Source organism: Rhodococcus sp. AC861 (assembly GCF_979256035.1).
In genome coordinates, this window is record NZ_CEEDMW010000005.1 from 205,362 (window position 1) to 224,686 (window position 19,325).

General features: G+C 68.1%; 18 protein-coding genes. 11 read left to right on the forward strand and 7 right to left on the reverse strand.

Annotated elements, in window-relative coordinates:
- The first annotated feature begins 41 nt into the window (after positions 1–41).
- Positions 42–623, forward strand: coding sequence for a GtrA family protein (locus AC0IX4_RS17220; RefSeq protein WP_042573208.1), 582 nt, complete (start codon positions 42–44; stop codon positions 621–623).
- Between the two features lie 16 nt (positions 624–639).
- Here the strand turns inward: AC0IX4_RS17220 and AC0IX4_RS17225 are convergent, their stop codons facing one another.
- From AC0IX4_RS17225 to AC0IX4_RS17240, 4 genes are read right to left on the reverse strand one after another with little or no spacing between them, the layout of a single operon-like run.
- Positions 640–1,965 (reverse strand): sensor histidine kinase, encoded by a 1,326-nt coding sequence (locus tag AC0IX4_RS17225; RefSeq protein ID WP_471830090.1) that lies wholly within the window; start codon positions 1,963–1,965, stop codon positions 640–642.
- A 9-nt stretch (positions 1,966–1,974) separates the two neighbouring features.
- Complete coding sequence (locus AC0IX4_RS17230; protein WP_042573206.1) at positions 1,975–2,658, reverse strand: response regulator transcription factor; 684 nt, start codon at positions 2,656–2,658, stop codon at positions 1,975–1,977.
- Positions 2,659–2,667: 9 nt separating this feature from the next.
- Positions 2,668–3,213 carry a PH domain-containing protein gene (locus tag AC0IX4_RS17235; RefSeq protein WP_471830092.1) on the reverse strand — a complete coding sequence of 182 codons (546 nt, stop codon included), beginning with the start codon at positions 3,211–3,213 and terminating at the stop codon, positions 2,668–2,670.
- Between the two features lie 25 nt (positions 3,214–3,238).
- On the reverse strand, positions 3,239–4,120 hold the full coding sequence (locus AC0IX4_RS17240; protein WP_471830094.1) for a biotin--[acetyl-CoA-carboxylase] ligase: 882 nt from the start codon (positions 4,118–4,120) through the stop codon (positions 3,239–3,241).
- 120 nt (positions 4,121–4,240) lie between these two features.
- Here AC0IX4_RS17240 and AC0IX4_RS17245 point away from each other — a divergent pair, with 120 nt between their 5' ends.
- Positions 4,241–5,902, forward strand: coding sequence for an acyl-CoA carboxylase subunit beta (locus AC0IX4_RS17245; protein ID WP_471830096.1), 1,662 nt, complete (start codon positions 4,241–4,243; stop codon positions 5,900–5,902).
- Between the two features lie 21 nt (positions 5,903–5,923).
- Here the strand turns inward: AC0IX4_RS17245 and AC0IX4_RS17250 are convergent, their stop codons facing one another.
- Genes AC0IX4_RS17250 through AC0IX4_RS17260 form a run of 3 tightly spaced genes read right to left on the reverse strand, consistent with a single transcriptional unit; the run spans position 5,924 to position 9,961 of the window.
- Entirely contained in the window at positions 5,924–7,309 is a 1,386-nt protein-coding gene (locus AC0IX4_RS17250) for a hypothetical protein (RefSeq protein ID WP_471830097.1), read from the reverse strand.
- Positions 7,296–8,645, reverse strand: a complete 1,350-nt coding sequence (locus AC0IX4_RS17255; protein WP_471830098.1) for a hypothetical protein — start codon at positions 8,643–8,645, stop codon at positions 7,296–7,298. Before AC0IX4_RS17255 ends, AC0IX4_RS17250 begins: the two co-directional genes overlap by 14 nt.
- Positions 8,642–9,961: a glycosyltransferase gene (locus AC0IX4_RS17260; protein WP_471830100.1), complete on the reverse strand. Its 1,320-nt coding sequence runs from the start codon at positions 9,959–9,961 to the stop codon at positions 8,642–8,644. The genes AC0IX4_RS17255 and AC0IX4_RS17260 overlap by 4 nt, the downstream gene beginning before the upstream one ends.
- Positions 9,962–10,411: 450 nt before the next feature.
- Between AC0IX4_RS17260 and AC0IX4_RS17265 the strand changes: the two genes are divergently transcribed.
- The 9 genes from AC0IX4_RS17265 (at position 10,412) to AC0IX4_RS17305 (ending at position 19,252) form a co-directional block, all read left to right on the forward strand.
- Complete coding sequence (locus tag AC0IX4_RS17265; protein ID WP_056069216.1) at positions 10,412–11,701, forward strand: glycosyltransferase; 1,290 nt, start codon at positions 10,412–10,414, stop codon at positions 11,699–11,701.
- A 1-nt stretch (position 11,702) separates the two neighbouring features.
- Positions 11,703–12,626: a glycosyltransferase family 2 protein gene (locus AC0IX4_RS17270; RefSeq protein WP_471830101.1), complete on the forward strand. Its 924-nt coding sequence runs from the start codon at positions 11,703–11,705 to the stop codon at positions 12,624–12,626.
- Between the two features lie 39 nt (positions 12,627–12,665).
- Positions 12,666–14,123: a condensation domain-containing protein gene (locus AC0IX4_RS17275; protein ID WP_471830102.1), complete on the forward strand. Its 1,458-nt coding sequence runs from the start codon at positions 12,666–12,668 to the stop codon at positions 14,121–14,123.
- The gene (locus AC0IX4_RS17280; RefSeq protein WP_471830104.1) at positions 14,120–15,562 is read left to right on the forward strand and encodes a condensation domain-containing protein; all 1,443 of its coding nucleotides are present in this window, start codon (positions 14,120–14,122) and stop codon (positions 15,560–15,562) included. The genes AC0IX4_RS17275 and AC0IX4_RS17280 overlap by 4 nt, the downstream gene beginning before the upstream one ends.
- Positions 15,559–16,896, forward strand: a complete 1,338-nt coding sequence (locus tag AC0IX4_RS17285) for a condensation domain-containing protein (RefSeq protein WP_471830106.1) — start codon at positions 15,559–15,561, stop codon at positions 16,894–16,896. The genes AC0IX4_RS17280 and AC0IX4_RS17285 overlap by 4 nt, the downstream gene beginning before the upstream one ends.
- A gap of 55 nt (positions 16,897–16,951) precedes the next feature.
- Positions 16,952–17,206, forward strand: a complete 255-nt coding sequence (locus AC0IX4_RS17290; protein ID WP_471830108.1) for an acyl-CoA carboxylase subunit epsilon — start codon at positions 16,952–16,954, stop codon at positions 17,204–17,206.
- A gap of 5 nt (positions 17,207–17,211) precedes the next feature.
- A complete protein-coding gene (locus tag AC0IX4_RS17295; protein WP_471830109.1) occupies positions 17,212–17,865 on the forward strand; it encodes a Maf family protein in 654 nt (217 codons plus the stop codon).
- A gap of 80 nt (positions 17,866–17,945) precedes the next feature.
- Positions 17,946–18,836 carry a sulfurtransferase gene (locus tag AC0IX4_RS17300; protein WP_471830110.1) on the forward strand — a complete coding sequence of 297 codons (891 nt, stop codon included), beginning with the start codon at positions 17,946–17,948 and terminating at the stop codon, positions 18,834–18,836.
- Positions 18,833–19,252, forward strand: a complete 420-nt coding sequence (locus tag AC0IX4_RS17305; protein ID WP_042573192.1) for a SufE family protein — start codon at positions 18,833–18,835, stop codon at positions 19,250–19,252. The genes AC0IX4_RS17300 and AC0IX4_RS17305 overlap by 4 nt, the downstream gene beginning before the upstream one ends.
- Positions 19,253–19,325: the final 73 nt, after the last annotated feature.

Below are 19,325 nucleotides of genomic sequence, written 5' to 3' on the forward strand. Positions count from 1 at the left end.
CGATTAGTGTTTGTGCACTGCTCTTCGTAAAGTGACTGACCGTGCCTCTGATCGACCGTGTGGTTGCCGGTATCCCGCAGCCTTTCCGGAACATGGCTCTCCGCCATTCGGAGCTGATCAAGTTCGCCATCGTCGGTGCGACCACGATGGTGTTCGACCTCGTCATCTTCTACTCGCTGAGCCTGACCGTCCTCGAGTCGAAGCCCGTGGTCGCGAAGATCTTCTCCGGCGTCATGGCCACGATCCTGAGCTACATCCTCAACCGTGAGTGGTCGTTCAAGAACCGCGGCGGGCGCGAACGCCACCACGAAGCCCTGCTGTTCTTCACCATCAGCGGTATCGGCGTCATCCTCGCGGCAGCGCCGCTCTGGATCGCGAACAATGTCTTCGACGTCCGCGAGGGTCAGGCCAGCCTGACCGCGCTCATCATCATCGACTTCGTGCTGAACTACGTCATCGGCAATCTGCTGCAGATGGTCTTCCGGTTCTGGGCCCTGCGCCGGTTCGCATTTCCGGACGAGAACGGGCGCGGCATCATCGCCAACCCGCTCGATCCCCCGGACGAGGATCCTGACACCGTCGACCCGGACGACGAGCAGACCCAGTTCCTCGGCCACAGCTGACGCGGAGACGCTGCTTCTAGCGCGGCTCGGCCACGCCGGACGTGACAACCTGCGCGCTCCGCGCCGCGGGGAGGAAGACAGCGAACAGAGCCGGACGTCGTCGTTGAAGTTCGAGTCGCCCGCCGTCCGCTTCGACCAGGGCGCGGGCGAGCGCGAGGCCGACGCCGGTGGACCCGGCCCCGGAGAATCCGCGATCGAAGATGTGCGGTGCCAGTGTGTCGCTGACGCCCGACCCTTCGTCGGCGACTTCGACGCACACGGACGGACGCGCTCCGTCCCTCGAGGCGGCCCTGCCCTCCCCCACGAGCCGCACCGAGACGACGCACCGTCCGTCGCCGTGATCGAGAGCGTTGTGCACCAGAACCGAGACCGCTTCCCGCAGACGTGAACCGGTCACCATCGCCGTCACCGCGGAATCTCCGCTGAGCACGAGGTCCCGGTGGGCCTCGGCGAACGGGCGTCGCCAATCGTCGATCACCGGCTCGAGTTCACCGCGCACTCGCACGGTCGACGCATCGGCGGCGCCGTCACTCCGGGACGAGCGCACCAGGTCGTCGATCGCGGTAGTCAACCGATCCACCTGCGCCATCGCCTCGTTGGCCTCGGTCACCACTTCCGGATCGGGGTGTTCGGACAGTTCGTCGAGCCTCAGCCGTACGGCCGTCAACCGACTACGCAACTGATGGGAAACGTCCGCGACCAACGAGTGCTCACGCTGCAGCCGACCCACGATCTCCACCGACGCCGAGTCGAGAACGTCGGAGACGCGATCGAGTTCGGCAATGCCGTATCGCGTCGGGTCCGTCCGGAAGTCGCCTTCCGCGAGTCGCGCGGCTCGACCGGCAACGTGCAGAAGTGGGTTCGCGAGCCTGCGGGCGGTCAGGACGGCGACGACGGTTCCCGACGCGATGGAGGCCAGAACGACCAGGGCGACGGCACCGACTGCCTGCTTCTGCGCGGTCCGCATCTGCGCGGACGGCACCTCGAGCAGCAACGACCCGGAGGTCCCCATCGACAACGACTCCTCGATCGGGTCCTCGACGGAGGGAACCCCGATGTCCATCCGCGACGCCGGGTTCTCCGGTGTGGGGTACACGACGACGAGGCGGCCACCCATCGGAACGACAAGCCTCAGCGACGCCGTGTCCAGTCCGCCGTCGACGCGGCCGTCGCCACCCTCCTGGTCGATGATTTCCGACGCCATGCGCTCGAGGCGGGTCCGCAGATCCCCGCGGGTGAAGTCCTCGACCCACAACCAGGCGGTGTACGTCAGCGGGATCCCGAGCAACATTCCCGTGAGGATGACGACCGCGAGGATCGACTGCAGGATGCGACGCCTCATGCGCGGCCGTCAGTCCGTGTTGATTCGGAAGCCGACACCGCGCACCGTGGCGATGCGACGCTCGGCGACCGTGCCCTCGTCGCCGATCTTGCGTCGCAGCCAGGACATGTGCATGTCGAGGGTCTTCGACCCGCGCAGTTCCACATCGCCCCACACCTCGCGCAGGATCGTCTCCCGGGAGACCACCTGCCCGGCGTGGTCGAGCAGAATCTTGAGCAGCTCGTACTCCTTGTTGGCCAGCGGTATCTCGTGACCGTCCAGGAGGACGCGGCGGGCGGCGGGTTCGAGTCGCAGTCCCCCGACTTCGATCACCCCGTCCTCCGACGCGGGACCTCGTCGGCGCAGCAGTGCGCGGACACGCGCCATCAGCTCGGCGACGCGGAACGGTTTGCTGACGTAGTCGTCGGCTCCGGCGTCGAGTCCGACGACGAAGTCCACTTCGTCGGTCCGCGCGGTGAGCATGAGAACGGCCAGGTCCGACCGGGTGGCGCGGATCTGACGGCACACTTCGAGGCCGTCCATTCCGGGCAGACCCAGATCGAGGATCAGCAGGTCGAACGACCCTTGCAGGGCACGTTCGAGAGCAGCGGGTCCGGTCTGCTCGACCGTCACCGTGTACCCCTCACGGCCCAGGGCACGGGACAGCGGTGTCGCGATGGCTTCATCGTCTTCGGCGAGCAGTACTTCGGTCACCGGACCACCCTACGTAGTGCGCGCCGGGCCGAAGTTCTCTCCGTCGTCGTACCCGCCGTGATTCTGGGCGTCGAAGACCTGGTGGTAGAGCAACGAGTGCACCCGCTCGACGTCGGGAATGTCGTCGAACTCGAGGGGGTCGTCGGAACTGGCGACGATGACCAGAGTGCCCGTCTTGAGCATTCTGTCCACGAGACCGTGCCGGAACTGGACGTTGGACACCCGTCGGACGGGGATGTCGATGCCGGAATGGGACAGGATGCCCTGGCGGACCAGGACCCGGCGGTCGGTGACGACGAAGTGGGTCGATTTCCACCGCAGCACCGGTGTGAGTGTCCGCCACACGATCACGGCCGCCCAGAGCGCGAGCAGAGCCAGCAGCGCGGCGGTCCGAGCGGTGGACTCCAGCGACCGTTCGATCACGCCGGCGCCGAAGCCCGCCAGCGTGGTGACCACCAGGAACGTCAGCACCGGTAGCACCAACATCTTCCAGTGCGGGTGACGGTGGAGGACGAGTTCTTCCTCGTGCCCCAGCGCGTCCTGAGGGAAAGCCATCGGTCCTCCTGCGTTGTCGTCCGTGTCAGGCCGGGTCGTCGACGGCCCGGAGGTGGGTCACGTCGCCCGCCGATACGGCGACAGGCGTGGAATCACCCGACTCCGGCACCACGACGATGCGGCCGTGCCGATCGATGTCCGTGGCACGTCCGAGCAACTCGACGTCGCCGGGCATGCTCACCCGTACGCGGCGGCCGAGGGTATCGCACCGGGTCCGGTACAGATCGGCAAGTGGTGCGGTGTCCCACCCCGTGTCCCGCCACTCGTCCATGGCCGACCCCATGGCCCGCAGGAACGCACGCACCAGCGTGCTGCGGTCGATCACGGTGGCGCCCGCGAGCTGCAAGGACGTCGCCGTGGGCACCGGCAGCTCGGACTCGGTGAGACTGACGTTGATGCCCACACCCGACACGGCCGTCACGACAGGGTGGGTCGACGCGACCTCCACCAGGATGCCGGCGACCTTGCCCCCGCGACGCCGGGTGTCCCCGGAGGCCGCAACCGAGGTGTCGTCCTCGCGGATCAGGACGTCGTTGGGCCACTTCAGAACCGCATCCACCTCGGAGACGGATCGAACGACGTCCACGACCACGATTCCGGTGAGCAGGGGCAACCATCCCACGGACTCGGGGGCAATCCCGGGCAGCTTCAGCAGTGCCGACACGATGACCTGCGAACCCGCGGGCGCGGTGAAGGACCTCGAGTGACGGCCCCGGCCGTGGTCCTGGACGTCGGCGATCAACGCCGTGCGGTCGGCCGCGGTGGCTGCCGCTGCCAGCAGGTCCGCATTGGTGGACCCGGTGCGCCCGACGACGTCGACTCGCGACCACGACCCGCGCGGACCGTCGACGAGTGCGCGGCTGATGGCGCGCGCGTCGAGCGGAGGCCTGTCCAGGTTTTCCCACATGGGGCGAGCATAGAGAGGCACTCTCACGGCCACCCGCCGCGAAGTCTCACGAGCGGGACGCGACGAGCCGAGGCGACCCCTCCCGCATTCCGGGGGACGACGTCGATACAGTGCTGGTCTATGACGAGTGTTCAGGATGCGTCCGCGCAGGAATCAGTGGCTCGGGAAGAGACGGGGGCTGCCGCTCCCGACATCCACACCACTGCCGGCAAGCTGGCCGAGCTCGCCGCACGCCAGGCCCAGGCCGAGAAGCCGATGGGCGAGGCAGCCGTGGAGAAAGTCCACGCCAAGGGCAAGCTCACCGCCCGCGAACGCATCACCGCACTCCTCGACGAAGGCTCGTTCGTCGAACTCGACGCCCTCGCCCGCCACCGCTCCGTCAACTTCGGCCTCGCCGACAACCGCCCCTTCGGCGACGGCGTCGTCACCGGCTACGGCACCGTCGACGGCCGCGACATCTGCGTGTTCTCCCAGGACGCCACCGTCTTCGGCGGCAGCCTCGGCGAAATCTACGGCGAGAAGATCGTCAAGGTCATGGACCTCGCCCTCAAGACCGGACGCCCCCTCGTCGGCATCAACGAAGGCGCCGGCGCCCGCATCCAGGAAGGCGTCGTCTCCCTCGGCCTCTACGGCGAGATCTTCCACCGCAACGTCCGCATGTCCGGCGTCGTCCCCCAGATCTCCCTGATCATGGGACCCGCCGCCGGCGGACACGTCTACTCCCCGGCGCTGACCGACTTCGTCGTCATGGTCGACAAGACCTCCCAGATGTTCGTCACCGGACCCGACGTCATCAAGACCGTCACCGGCGAGAACGTCACCATGGAAGACCTCGGCGGCGCCCACACCCACATGGAGAAGTCCGGCGTCGCCCACTACGTCGCCTCCGGCGAACAGGACGCCCTCGACTACGTCCGCGACCTCCTCGGCTACCTCCCCTCCAACAACCAGGCCACACCGCCCCGCCTGGCCCCCTCGGACCCCATCGACGGCGCCATCGCCGACAACCTCACCGCCGAGGACATAGAACTCGACACCCTCATCCCGGACTCGCCGAACACCCCGTACGACATGCACGAAGTCATCCGCCGCATCCTCGACGACGACGAATTCCTCGAGGTGCAGGAAGGGCGGGCCCGCAACATCATCGTCGGGTTCGGCCGCGTCGACGGGCGCAGCGTCGGCATCGTCGCCAATCAGCCCACCGCGTTCGCCGGCACCCTCGACATCGACGCCTCCGAGAAGGCCGCCCGGTTCGTGCGCACCTGCGACTGCTTCAACATCCCGATCATCACCCTCGTCGACGTCCCCGGCTTCCTGCCCGGCACCGACCAGGAGTTCAACGGGATCATCCGCCGCGGCGCCAAACTGCTCTACGCCTACGGCGAGGCCACCGTCGGCAAGATCACCGTCATCACCCGCAAGGCCTACGGCGGCGCCTACGACGTCATGGGGTCCAAGCACATGGGCGCCGACCTCAACCTCGCCTGGCCCACCGCCCAGATCGCCGTCATGGGCGCCTCCGGCGCCGTCGGCTTCGTCTACCGCAAGCGACTCCTCGAAGCAGCCAAGAACGGTGACGACGTCGACGCGCTGCGTCTCGAGCTGCAGAACGAGTACGAGGACACCCTCGTCAACCCGTACGTCGCCGCCGAACGCGGCTACGTCGACGCCGTCATCCCCCCGAGCCACACCCGAGGACAGATCGTCACCGCACTGCGCCTACTCGAACGCAAGATGGTCACCCTGCCCCCGAAGAAGCACGGCAACATCCCGCTCTGATGCCACGGGTTCCGCCGACGCTCACCAGAACGAGTGGTCCAGCGACCATCGGGTGAGCTCGGCGGATACCAGTGCGCGGACCGTGTCGGTATCGCCCGCGTAGTCCGGGTGGATGCCGAACACCGTGACGGTGACCTTGTCGCCGTATTCCACGGCCCACGCCGCGATGGCGGGTCCTTGCTGTCTCCGTGCGGCGGCGTCGCGACCCTGCATGATCGCGCGGATGGCGAAGGATTCGGCGACCTGGTCGCCGAGTTCCAGTGCGCTCTGCGGAGCCGAGCCCAGGTTGCTCACCGTCGTGTCCGGACCCGGGACGGATTTCATCATCGTCCCCAGCACGCGGTCCGGCAGTAGTCGGGCCACCGGCTGCAGGTGTCGCTGAACGGAATCGTCCGCAGCAGCGTTGGCGGCGAACGCCGCTTTGCTCGACGCCCGGATCTCGCCGAGACCCCTCTCGGGTCCGATGGGACCGGGGACTCGGATCCACACGCCGCCCGACGCGTTGGCTCGCTCGTCTCCGTCGGTTCTGTTGCTCACCGCGATGCAGATGCGCGTGCCCTCCGGCCCCATCGGGTAGCCGGTCGACCGCAGGAGACCACCGAGGATCGCGGTGAAGAGACTGTTGGGCGTTCCGCCGAGGTCGGCTGCTCGTCGGGCCCACTGCGCGCGGTCGAGGTCGACCACTGCCAGCGTCGTCTCGGAATCACGTGGGCAGACGGTCGGCTCGGTCGTCGGCGAGGACGTCGGAACAGTGACCTCCTTCGCGGCGGATCGGTCGAGCAGCGACTGTCGAAGTGCCGACGCACCCGCGCGTACAGCGGCTCGCCCGATGACCGCGAGCGAGGTGAGCACGGCAGGAACCTGGGCACCGACGTCACGCACGTCGTCGCGCACCCCTCTCCATCCCGATACGTCCTCCGCGTCGGGAAGCAAGGACCGCGCGCGACCAGTCCTCGCCGCGTCGAGTGCCGCGTACACCGCCTGGCCATCGGCGATCATGTGCGACACCAGCAGGGCCATCACGAAGCGACCCGACGTCGTGTGCGCGCACTCGACGGTGAACCCTCGGCCGGCTCTCGGATCGAGATCGACCGCCCGGAGGCGCTCATCCATCCAGTCGCCCACAGCGGCGTCGTCGATGGTGCCCGGTTCGATGCGCAACGGAGCGGGCCGGCGGGCTCGTACCCAGCGGTCGTGAGCGAGCGGAACGGACGCAGCCTTCACCTTCCGATCGAACGACCCCGCCGCGAGCGCATCGACGAGCGTCGCCACGACGTCGGCTCCGGGGTCCGCGGGAAAGATCCACATGTACTGGATCGGGGCAGTCCACCCGAACAACCGCTCCGCCAGCGCGTAGGACTCGTCGGCGCCGGCGACCCGATCCGCGACGAGATCACCAGAACTCATGCTGCACACCCCAATCCGTCAGCTCTCCGGACAACGCGACTGTGAGGGCCCGAGCCGAGCCGACACGCGATTCGTCGAATCCCGCCACCGCGAAGGTGGCCCGGCCGTCCGATTCCAGGTACCACGATTGAACTCCTTCTCCGAAGCGCCGGGTCCCGTCCGGATCGACGTGTTGGGCCGTGCCCCGGAACGCGACCTTCGACGCCGGCACCGAGCCGATGTCGAGGAGTCCGTCGGCACGTCCGAGGTTCGATGCGACCACGTCCGGCATGCCGTTCTCCCCCGACATCACCAGTGCGGTGACCACCGACAGCGGCAGGATCTGCAGCAGCGGCTGCAGGTGGATCATGGCGGGTCGACGACCGGCGGACAACGCGGCGAACGCGTCGCGGCACAGTCCACGGATGTGCGTGAGGTCTCCGCCCGCGACAGGCCGCTCGGTCAACACGATCGACACACCGCCGGTCGCGTTCGCGCGATCGTCGCCGGTGTCTCGGCGCAGGCTCATGGGTATGCCGACTTTCACCGGCAGCCCGTCGTCGGCATAGCCGGTGGAGTAGAGCGCGCCTGCGACGACCGCCACGAACAACGAGTTCCGAGTTCCACCGTGCCGGTGCGCTGCCGCATCCCACGAGTCCAGGTCGACCGTGACGGTGGCCCAGGCGGGTTCTGCGCGAGGCGCCCTGACATGCGCGGGTGTGCGCGTGATCGGCGGTGTCGCAGTATCTTCGGTGAGACGGTCGTCGGTCGGACGGCTCTCACCGGGGCGCAGTGCGGCGACCACCGCGCGGCCGACACCCCCGGCCGCACCGACGATCTGGCCCACGGCGTCGACGACGTCGTCGACCACGAGCGGCAACCGGCGGGCCTGCGGCGGCGAGCTCTCGCGTCCGGTGATCGACACTCCCGCCGACACTGCCACGGCCGTCATGGATCGACCGTCCGCCACCAGATGCAGACAGGTCAGTGACAGGGCCGTGCCGCCGGATCGAGTGCGCACCGACCGGACTGCCCAGCACCGTCCCTCCTCGGCATCGAGGTCCACCGTCTCGAGTTCCCGACGTGCCCACACCTCGACGGCGTCGTCGTCGATCGGCTCGTCGACCCGTGCAGCGGGAGTAACGGGCGAGCGTTCCCACCTCGGCCTGGCCAGTGGTACCCGTGACCGGACGATCCTCCGATGGAGTGGGCCGGCGGACAACGCGGAGACGACAGCGTGGACGTCGTTCTCCGGCAACCCCTGCGGCCACGTCCACACGAGTTGGAGCACGACGTCCCACCCGAAGGCCTCGGACAGGAACCAGTAGGTGAAGTCCTGGTCCTGGAGTCTGGTCATGTCGAGGCTCCGGACTGCGCCTCGGTACGGCGGGTCGCCGACTCCACGAGGTCCGCAGCGCGCGCCGCGGCGACCTCCGGCGGAATCATGGCGTCCGACAGGGCGCGTGCTGCTTCCTGTGCGTCCGGCGAGAGAGCTACGCGCAGAGCACGATCCATCGTGTCGGCCGTGACGGACGACGCGGGAAGAGTGGCGCCGCACGACTGTTCGACGATGCGACGCCCCCAGAACGGTTGATCCGAGGCCACCGAGCACACGACGGTGGGCTTGCCGGCGCGGATGCCGGCGGCCGTACTCCCGGCGCCGCCGTGATGGATTACCGCTCGGCACCGTGGGAACACCGCCTCGTGGTCCAGCGAGCCGCCGACCAGGAGGTGTCCCCCGTCGTCCGTCGAGCCCGCGTCGTCGGAGAAGTCGCCCGCGTCGTTCCATCCGACGCTGACGAGCGCCCGGACTCCCGAGCGATCGCATGCCTGTCGGACGGCCGCGACCATCGCTGCGGGATCTTTCACGGGCATCGACCCGAACCCCACGTACACGGGCGGCGGACCGGCAGCGAGCCAGGTCTCGAGTTCCGCCGTCATGGTGCCGGGGTCGGCGGTCGCTCGGAGCGCGGACGGCATGTCCAGGAATCCTGCGAAGGGCCTCGTCTGCGCCCAGTCACGCTGCAGGTCCGGGCAGAACGCGGGGTCGTAGGCCTGGATCTCTATCGCCCCGTACTCCGCCATCCGACGCGGCAGAGGTGTCGACACGGTTCCGAGGCCGAGTCCGCGGCGCAGCACGTTCTCCCGATGGCACGTTGCCGCCCACAGCGCTGTGTCGACGACGGACCACGCGAGGGGTGTCACGACGCGCGGCAGGGATTCCGCACCGGGAATCGGCGAGTACCGCGAGTTCGACCGCACCGGTGCGTGATGCACCGCGACCAGCCCGGCGCCGAACCGCTGCGCGAGCGGCAACGCGATCTGCTCGGTAGTGATACCGGTCAGGAGGACGTCGGGCCGAACGGAGTCCATCACGTCGGTCAGCTCCCGCACGATCTGATCCCACCCGAAGTTCCACAATCGGGCGACCGCCCGTGCGCGGTCGGCCACGGACCCCTGCGAGACGCCGTGACGGACCAGGTCCGAGTTCATGTGTTCACGGGTGTCGTACCCGAACGGGACGGTCTCGAGACCCGCTCCGCGTGCGAAGGAGACGAGGTTGGGAGGGACGGCCATCACCACTTCGTGACCGCGCAGGGCGAGTTCCGCTCCGAGCACCACGGCGGGCTGGACATCACCCCTGGTGCCGCTGACGGCCATCACGATCTGCACTGCGCGACCCCCTCGATCATCGATCTCGTCCCTGCGTTCTCGGCGGACATGACCGGCAGATGAACACGTCGAGAATGGTTGCGCGCTCCACGGCGCGCTTGTTCGATTCCATTCGTAGCCCATGTGGGCGAGTCTGGGTAACCGACCGGTTTTCGTACCGACCACAGGATCGCACGGCTGCTCCGATCCTGCGTCACAAGTGTCGGGACATCCCTATTGGTATGTCCGACAGCCGTATTGCGTGAATCGCGAGGTCACGGTGCCGTACGTCCGTGCCATGTCCTCACCGACGCATCCGCAACTCGGAGAAGGAGACACTCGTCACCCTCGCCTGCAACTGTGGGGTGCGACGTCACGATTGGCGAGGTCCCCACATCTCTGCAATGGTCGTCCCCAGACAGTTCGCGAAGGTCATGATGTGCCGCCGAGATGCGGAGGGGGGCGCGAGAGATGAAGTTGACATTGGCCTTCCACGGAAGCAGAGGAGACGTCCAGCCCGGTATCGCACTGGGTGTGGAACTCGAAAAACGCGGCCACGACGTGGTTCTCGCCGTACCGCCCAACATGGTCGAGTTCGCGTCACGCTCGGGGCTCGACGCCCGGCCCTGCGGAGTGGACACCGCGCAACTCCTCGCGTCGCCTGTGGTCCAGCGGGACATGAACTCGCGCAACCCGATCCGTCGGCTCGCCGCGATCACGGAGATGACCGTCGGCGGAGGTCGTCTCGCCCGTCGGCAACTGCTCACGTACACAGAGGATTCCGCGGCGATCATCGGCGGAAGCGTCGGGCAGGAGAGTGCGCTCGACGTGGCCGATCTCCGCGGCGTCCCTTACGTACCGGTGCATTTCTGCCCGGTGCGCCGTAACGGCAGCGTCTCGATCCTCCCCCTCCCCCGGTGGAGTCCTCCGTGGATGCACCGAGCCGGCTGGACGGCGCTGGACCGCATCCTGCGACTGGCGTCTCGACGCGCCGACAACCGACTTCGACGCGAACTCGGGCTCGCTCCGATGTCGACCAGCATCGCTGTCGGACTGGCACGTTCGGGTGTGACCGAAATACAGGCCTACGACGTCGAACTGTTCCCCGGCCTCGACAGCGAGTGGGGATCTCGTCGTCCGCTCACAGGATTTCTCGGACCCGACGAGGCCACCCGGCGTGCGATGGACAACGGTAGGGAGCCCCTGCCCGAAGATCTCCGAGCCTGGCTGCGGTCGGGACCCGCACCCGTGTACGTCGGCTTCGGCAGTATGTCCGTACCCGGCGGCCCCGCCACCGTGGACACCATCGTCTCGGCGGTGCGCCGCGCAGGACGCCGTGTCGTGATCGCCGGAGGCTGGGCCGACATCGGATCGCGCGAGTCAGCCGACGTCGTGACCATCGGAAGCGTCGACCACACGGCCCTGTTCCCCCTGTGCGAGGCCGTCGTTCATCACGGTGGAGCCGGGTCGACCGCAGCCGGGCTCCGTGCGGGCCGACCCACGCTGGTGTGCCACGTAGGCGCGGACCAGCCGATGTGGGGACGGCGTGTCGTCGCGGCCGGTGTGGGTGCCGCCGTCCCCGCGTCGGGCATCACCGACACCCGACTCGATGCAGCGCTGACCGTCGTTCTCGACCCTCGGATACGCGACACCGCAACGACTCTGGCCACGAGGTTGGTCCCCGCGGCCGACGCGGTGGACCGGTGCGCCGATCTGGTCGACCATGCCACCGCCCACACACCACGATTGCGAGTGACCTGACATGCCGAGGTCGACCTATTCCTCCCCGGGCATCGGCGACGCCGTGCCCATGTTCACCCGGTCCCTCTCCGTCGTCGTACCGGCGTTCGACGAGGCCGACTGCATCGGCCTGTGCCTCGACCTGCTGTGCGAGCAACTGGACTGCATCACCGAGATCATCGTCGTCGACAACAATTCGACGGACGACACCGGAGACATCGTCAAGCGTCGTGCAGCTGAGCACCCCGAGATCCGCTACATGACGGAGACGCAGCAAGGACTGGTGTTCGCGCGCAACGCCGGGCTCGACGCCGCGTCCGGGGACATCGTCGCACGCATCGACGCGGACACCCGGGTGCCCCCGGACTGGGCGGCCACCGTTCTGGCCTTCTTCGAGGACGACGTCGACGGCGCCTGGGCCGCAGCCTGTGGTCGCGGCGAGGCGTACGACCTGCCCTACGGCGACGCGGCAGCACGGCTGAAGAGTCGATTGTCCCCGTTGGCGCGACGCACACCGTCGACGCCCGAGGTGCGGGACGTGCCGGTCCTCTACGGCTCCAACATGATTCTGCGTCAGGAGACGTGGAAGGCGATTCGCGACGGCGTGTCCCTGCGACGCGACGTCTTCGAGGATGTCGACATGGGGCTGTGCGTCCAGGAGACCGGAGGGCGCAATGCCTTCCTGCCGTCGATCACCGTCGGTGTGTCGCCGCGACGCATGGAATCGGGAATGCGGTCCTTCGTCCGCTACATGGCCTGTCTGCCCAGAACCCTGCTCCTGCACCGCCGATATGCGCTGGCGCTGGGTGCGCTGACTCTCTACGTCCCGGCCGTGTCCGTTCTGCATGTCTGTCGCCTGATCATGATCCGCGCGTACGACAAGGACACCGGAACCTTCTCGCCGGCCGGCGTCCTGCGGCCGCGCGTCGATCGCGCGATGCCCTGACGCGAGCGTCATCTCGACCCGAACGGATGTGAGACGACCATGAAGTTCACCGAACTCGCCGACTACCCGCTCCCGCGTGGAGTGGTCACCGAATGGATCCCGGCCGTCACGTCGGCCGATCGCTGGAGCGAAGACCACCGCCCTCTCGCCTACACCCACGAGGAGCATTGCCGACACAGCCTGGCCAAGGCTGCCACCGGCACGTCGGAGGACGTCGGCGCGTCGTGGATCGGTGCGGTGTTCGAGATCCACGAGCGCTACGACCCCGTCCTCCTGCGACGTGCGCTGACGACGTGGACCTCGCGACACGAAACCTTCCGCTCGACCGTGTCTGCGGACGGTACCGAGTCCGACGGGTCGGTCCGGCTGAGCCGCTCGACGGTGGCGGCGGACGCCGTCGACGTGGTGCCGCGGGTCGTCGGACGACGGCGCTCGGGCTCCGATGTCCACGACCACGTGGTGTCCTTCTTCGGGCGCACTCTCTCGCCCTTCCGCTGGCCCCACTGCCTCGTCGCAACGGTCGACGACATCCTCGTCACCGACGAGCCGGGCGAGAAGTTCCTGCTCGTCTTCGGTGCCGACCACTCGGTCATGGACGCCTACTCGATGCTGCTGGCGGTCAGCGAGCTACGACGACTCTACGAATTCGAGGTGCACGGTCGGGATCCACAACTGGCCGAGACCGCGAGCCATGTCGACTTCAGTGTGCTGGACCGTCGGACGGGCGACGGCCTCACCGTCGACCACGAGGTCGTGCAGACGTGGTCGTCCTTCCTCGGCGAGACCGGGTTTCCGCGCTTCCCGCTCGATGTCTCGACCGACCGACCCTGCGCTGCACGCCAGAGCAGTCTGTCGACGGACATACTGTCGGCGGATCTCACCGACGACCTGGCTCGGCTCAGCCGATCCGACGGCGCATCGATGACCGCAGCGCTCGTGGCAGCCATGACTCTCGCGACGCGCGATCTGACGGGCACCCGACGCCTGCGATTCGCCATGCCGATGCACACTCGTTTCGAGCCGCGCTTCGCAGAGTCGGTCGGGTGGTACGTCGGTGTGGTCCCTGTCGACGTCCACATCGACCCGCAATCCGATTTCACCGATGCGCTGCACAGGGCCGTCGCCGGTCTGGATGCGGTGAAAGGCTATGCCCGACAGCCGTACTCGAAGGTAGCTCGACTGCTGGGTATCGATTCGGTGCCGCAGTTCGTGGTGTCCTACCTGGATCTGCGCCACACTCCCGATGCCGAATCGTGGCCGTTGTGGAACACCCGCACCCTGCGCAGCGCCACCGCCTCACGCGACGAGGTATACCTCTGGATCCTGCGAACACCGCGAGGGCTGAACGTCTCGGCTCGTTTCCCCGGACACGAGATCGCCGTCAACCGGGTACATGCGTTCGTTTCCCGGCTGCAGGCCGTGCTCCATGACGTCGTCGGAGCCGAACCGCTGGAGCGGACAGCGTCGCAGACCGTCGTCGAGAGCGTGCGCGCATGATCATCACCGCTCTGCGCAACTGGGCACCGCAGCCGGGCACGCTGATCGAATGGCATCCGCATCCGGACGTCGTCCCGCTCGTGGAGGCAGCCGCCGTGGATCCGGTGCCCCCGTCGTTCCTGCAGGACAACCATGTCCGCGGGGTGAAGAGCGCTGCGGATCGCGGCGCCGTCCACACCGCGTACCTCGGTTCGGCCACGGAGATCGCCGGCGACCTCGACATCGACGCCCTAACACGCGCTTTCGAGGCCTTCCTGGTGCGGCACGACGCCCTCCGGACCAGCTTCGACGTGTCGGACGGGTCCGTCGTCCGGCGCCGGGTTCCGCTCGACGCCGTCCGGCTGGAGACTCGGACCGCGGGTAGTTTCGCCGAGCAAGAGGAGTTCCTCGACTACGTGCGCGCCCGGTTGTCCCGGGACGCCACTCCCCTGAGCTGGCCCGCGGTGGCCTTCGGCGCTGTGTCCCGCGCCGGCAGTTTCACCTTGTACTACGGCGCCGATCACGCGTTCTCCGACGGCGCGTCCCAGGTCATCGTCCTCTCGGAACTCGCGGACCTCTACCGCGCGGAGATCACCGGCACACCGGCCACCGACCTCTCGGCATGGACGGGGAGCTTCGTCGACTACGTCGGCATCGAGAACGACATCGCACGCGGTATCGGCCCGGACTCCCCGGAGATGGCGGAGTGGACCGATGTCGTCACCTCGCACGGCGGGTCGATGCCGTCGTTCCCTCTCGACCTGGGCTTGGCGCCGGGCGAGACCGCACCTGTCGAGCCGATCGAGTTGGACCTGCTCGACGCCGGGGAAGCCGCCGCGTTCGAGGACGTGTGCCGCGCCGCGGGCGGCAAGTTCGTCACCGGACTCTTCGCAGCCGTGGCGATCACCGACCACGAACTCGCGGGACGCGACGTCTACGCCGGAATCACCGTGCTGGGAACTCGGCACCTCGGCGACTTCGCCCTGTCGCAGGGATGGTTCTGCAACTTCGCACCCGTGACGTTCCCGGTGGTGGGGGCACCCGATTTCGACGCCGTGATCGGGCGGGCAGTGGAGGCGTACCGTCGTACCAAAGCCACGGCTGCAGCACCGATCGGACGTGTGCTGCAACTCCTGGTGGAATCGGGAGCAGGAGGAGCCGGCGTGGCATCGAGTCCGCACCTGTTGTCCTACATCGACTTCCGATGGTTCCCCAGCCACGGGTCGGAGGCCGACCGCTCCGCGATCCTCTTCACCGGAGAAGGCCGTACCTCGAACGCCTCGATGTGGTTCAACCGAGACGAGAGTCACTTCTACCTCGGCTCGCAGACTCCCGCGACTCCGTTCGCGCAGGAGCAGGTCTCGCGCTACCACCACCATCTGCGGACAGTTCTGCGCACGATCGCCCGTGACGGCGCGTACGTCCTCGGAGCGACACGGGAGTCCGTCCAGTGCGGGTGATCGGCATCGACGACTGGTCTCCTCGACCGGGCACGGTCATGCAGTGGACCGTGCACGCCGCCGAGCCGCCGCGTCCCTCGGACGTTCCACCGTCCTTCAATCAGAGTGCCCACCTCGCCGACGCCGAGGACGGAAGTACCTGGCTCGCAGCGGCGTTCGACGTGGTCGGCCCCGTCGACGTCGCCGCCCTCGAACGCGCGCTCGCCGCCCTGATCAGCCGTCACGAGTCGCTGCGAACCGGATTCGTGCGTACCCGCGACGGTATGTCCCGCGTCGTGCACGGCCGGGACGCCCTGGGACTGCTGCGCGGGACGGACGTCGCCGTCACCACGTCGACCCGAGCGCGCGAGGTCCTGCGGAGCGCGTCGAGAGAAGCGTGCGAACCGTTCTCGGCCCCCGCGTTCACGTTCGCCGCGATCGACAGGTCCGACACGTCGACCGTCGTCGCCGCGTTCGACCACGCCCACGTCGACGCGTACTCCCTTGCCGTCGTCATCGACGAGATCCGTCGTGTGTACCTCGGGGACACCGTGGACGACCCGGAACCCGGAAGCTTCGTCGACTACTGCCTGCTCGAATCCACCTCTGCCGCGGTCCGTCTCGACGATCCGCGGGTGGTGTCCTGGGTGGACTTCCTCCGCGCCCGCGGCGGCGCCCCACCTCAGTTCCCGCTGGATCTCGGTGTGCCTCCGGGAAGGACCGACCGCTGCGCCATCCGCGTGGACACGCTGATGTCGACGGACGAGGCCGCCTCGTTCGAAGCCTGCTGCCGGGAGGAGGGCGCGAGCCTGTACGCCGGGGTGCTCTCCGCGATGGCGCACGCAGTGCGCGATCTGGGCGGCGGTTCGACACTGCCGTTGCTCTTCCCGTTGCACACCCGCACGATCGACGCGTGGCGGTCCGCCGTCGGGTGGTTCGTCACCAACGCACCTCTCGACGTCGTCGTCGAGAACGACATGCTTGCCACCATCCGTCGGACCGGACCCGACCTACGCCGCGCGGTCGACCTGGGCGCTGTGCCGATCCCCCGCGTCGTCGAAGCCGCCGGTGGCCTGAACCGGCCTCGCAAGAACGTCTTCATGGTCTCGTACGTGGACTACCGACGGCTACCCGGCCACGAGGAGATGCGCGCGGTGGATGCCCATCACATCTCGAACGTGACGGTCGCCGACGACGCCCAGTTCTGGATCTCTCGGACCGTGGAGGGGATCGCTCTGCGATCGCGGTTCCCCGACAACCCGACGGCCCGAAGAACCGTCGAGAGCTTTCTGCGCGTCGTCCGCGATCACATCGCGGCGTGCACCGCGAGCCTGCCCGCGCTGGCGGTGACATAAAGTCGGCTCCGGACACGGACAGATCCCGAATCCGGACGACGCGAGGAGAACATCGGTGAGTGAAGCGGACGATCGGCCCGAGAACGACCGGCCCGTCACGGACGACACGGTCGCTGCGCCGTTCCTGCGCGTCGAACGCGGCAACCCCACCGACGAGGATCTCGCTGCCTTGGTCGCCGTCCTGTCCGCCGCAGCCGCGGACAGCGGGCCCGCCGAGGTTCCCGTCCGGGACCACTGGGGTCGGCCGGAGACGATGCACCGGCCCGACACGGCCTTCTCGCCGTACGCCTTCGGTTCCGGAGTCCGCTGACCCCGATGGCCGTTCGTCTCGTTCTGGCCTCCCGATCCCCCGCACGGCTGGCCGTGTTGCGCGCTGCCGGCATGGACCCCGTCGTGCGTGTCTCCGATGTCGACGAGGATGCAGTCGCCGCCGCGCTTCCCGATTCCTCCCCGGACTCCGTCGTCGTCACCGAGCTCGCTGCTGCCAAGGCCGCTGTGATTGCCGACTCCCTGGACAGCGATCTCGCCGTCGGCACCGTCGTGATCATCGGCTGCGATTCGATGCTGGCCATCGGCGGCGAGCTGGTCGGCAAACCCCACGACATCGAGGTCGCCCGACAACGCTGGGCGGTGATGGCGGGGAACAGCGGAAGCCTGCTGACAGGCCACTGCGTCCTGCGTGTCGACGACGGCGTGGTCACGGCCCGGAGCTCGGCCCACTGCTCCACCGTCGTGCACTTCTCGACTCCGGATCCGGCGGACCTCGAGGCATACCTGCACTCCGGTGAACCGATGACCGTCGCGGGTGCGTTCACACTCGACGGCCTCGGCGGGTGGTTCGTCGACGGCATCGAAGGCGACCCGTCGTCCGTGATCGGCATCGGCCTGCCCCTGGTCCGCAGGCTGCTCGCGGAGGTCGGCGTGTCCGTGGCCGAGCTCTGGGCCGCGACGCGGGCATCGGGCGACTGACACCCGACCGGCGCGCGACCTAGGATCGGAAGCGACACCCGGCCTCGGCCGACCATCGCTGACAATCTCAGGAGTCGCACGTGCCCGTCGCGCCAGATCCCCACCCCGCCTTCGCGTCGTTCGCGCACCCCGAGCGGCTCGTCACGACGCAGTGGCTGTCCGCCAACTTCGGCACACCGGGGCTCAAGGTCGTCGAATCCGACGAGGACGTCCTGCTCTACGACGTCGGCCACATCCCCGGCGCCGTCAAGATCGACTGGCACCTCGACCTCAACGACCCGGTCACTCGCGACTACGTCGACGGCGCAGCGTTCGCCGATCTGATGAACCGCAAGGGAATCTCCCGCGAGGACACCGTCGTCATCTACGGCGACAAGAGCAACTGGTGGGCTGCGTACGCCCTCTGGGTCTTCACCCTGTTCGGTCACGAGGACGTGCGGTTGCTCGACGGAGGTCGCGACGCCTGGCTGGCGGAGAACCGGGACACCACGCTCGACGTTCCCGAGACCTCCGTCTCCGGCAGCTACCCCGTCGTCGAGCGCGACGACGCAGCGATCCGCGCGTTCAAGGACGATGTCCTCGCCCACCTCGGATCGGGACCGCTGGTCGACGTCCGGTCCCCCGCCGAGTACACCGGCGAGCGCACCCACATGCCCGACTACCCGGACGAGGGCGCCTTGCGCGGCGGTCACATCCCGTCCGCAGTGAGCATCCCGTGGGCGAAGGCCGCAGCTCCCGACGGACGCTTCAAGTCCCGCGACCAGCTCGACGAGGTGTACGCCGACGTGTCGTCCGACGCCGAGGTCATCGCCTACTGCCGCATCGGCGAGCGCTCGAGCCACACCTGGTTCGTGCTCACGCACCTCCTCGGATACTCGAACGTCCGCAACTACGACGGTTCGTGGACGGAGTGGGGCAACGCGGTCCGCACACCCATCGCCCGCGGCGAGGAGCCCGGGGTACTGCAGTGACCGGCGCTCTTCCCGCTCCCCTCGCGGAGATCGTCGAGGACTTCGGGGCCGTCGAGGGTCAGGATAAGATCACTCTGCTGCTCGAGTTCAGCAACGAACTCCCCGCGCTTCCTGCCGGACTCGAGCAAGCGGCGATGGAGCCGGTGCCGGAGTGCCAGTCGCCGCTGTTCCTGTCCGTCGACTCGTCCGACCGTTCGGCGGTGCGGCTGTTCTTCAGCGCCCCGCCGGAGGCACCGACCACCCGCGGGTTCGCGTCGATCCTCGCGCAGGGGCTCGACGGCCTGCCGGCGGACGACATCCTCGGGGTACCGGACGACTTCTACACCGAGTTGGGGCTCGCCGACACGGTGAGTCCTCTACGGCTGCGCGGAATGTCGGCGATGTTGAGTCGGGTCAAGAAGCATCTTCGCGGCTGAGAGCGTCGATATGTACTGACAATCTCGCTCTCGGCGGTAGACTGAGGTACCGAGAGCGCGGTCCGTCAGGGGT

Excerpts from the sequence above, each read along its gene's own strand:
- AC0IX4_RS17225 (WP_471830090.1), bottom strand. The coding sequence starts at position 1,965 with ATGAGGCGTCGCATCCTGCAGTCGATCCTCGCGGTCGTCATCCTCACG.
- AC0IX4_RS17235 (WP_471830092.1), bottom strand. The coding sequence starts at position 3,213 with ATGGCTTTCCCTCAGGACGCGCTGGGGCACGAGGAAGAACTCGTCCTC.
- AC0IX4_RS17240 (WP_471830094.1), bottom strand. The coding sequence starts at position 4,120 with ATGTGGGAAAACCTGGACAGGCCTCCGCTCGACGCGCGCGCCATCAGC.
- AC0IX4_RS17245 (WP_471830096.1), top strand. The coding sequence starts at position 4,241 with ATGACGAGTGTTCAGGATGCGTCCGCGCAGGAATCAGTGGCTCGGGAA.
- AC0IX4_RS17250 (WP_471830097.1), bottom strand. The coding sequence starts at position 7,309 with ATGAGTTCTGGTGATCTCGTCGCGGATCGGGTCGCCGGCGCCGACGAG.
- AC0IX4_RS17255 (WP_471830098.1), bottom strand. The coding sequence starts at position 8,645 with ATGACCAGACTCCAGGACCAGGACTTCACCTACTGGTTCCTGTCCGAG.
- AC0IX4_RS17265 (WP_056069216.1), top strand. The coding sequence starts at position 10,412 with ATGAAGTTGACATTGGCCTTCCACGGAAGCAGAGGAGACGTCCAGCCC.
- AC0IX4_RS17270 (WP_471830101.1), top strand. The coding sequence starts at position 11,703 with ATGCCGAGGTCGACCTATTCCTCCCCGGGCATCGGCGACGCCGTGCCC.
- AC0IX4_RS17275 (WP_471830102.1), top strand. The coding sequence starts at position 12,666 with ATGAAGTTCACCGAACTCGCCGACTACCCGCTCCCGCGTGGAGTGGTC.
- AC0IX4_RS17280 (WP_471830104.1), top strand. The coding sequence starts at position 14,120 with ATGATCATCACCGCTCTGCGCAACTGGGCACCGCAGCCGGGCACGCTG.
- AC0IX4_RS17295 (WP_471830109.1), top strand. The coding sequence starts at position 17,212 with ATGGCCGTTCGTCTCGTTCTGGCCTCCCGATCCCCCGCACGGCTGGCC.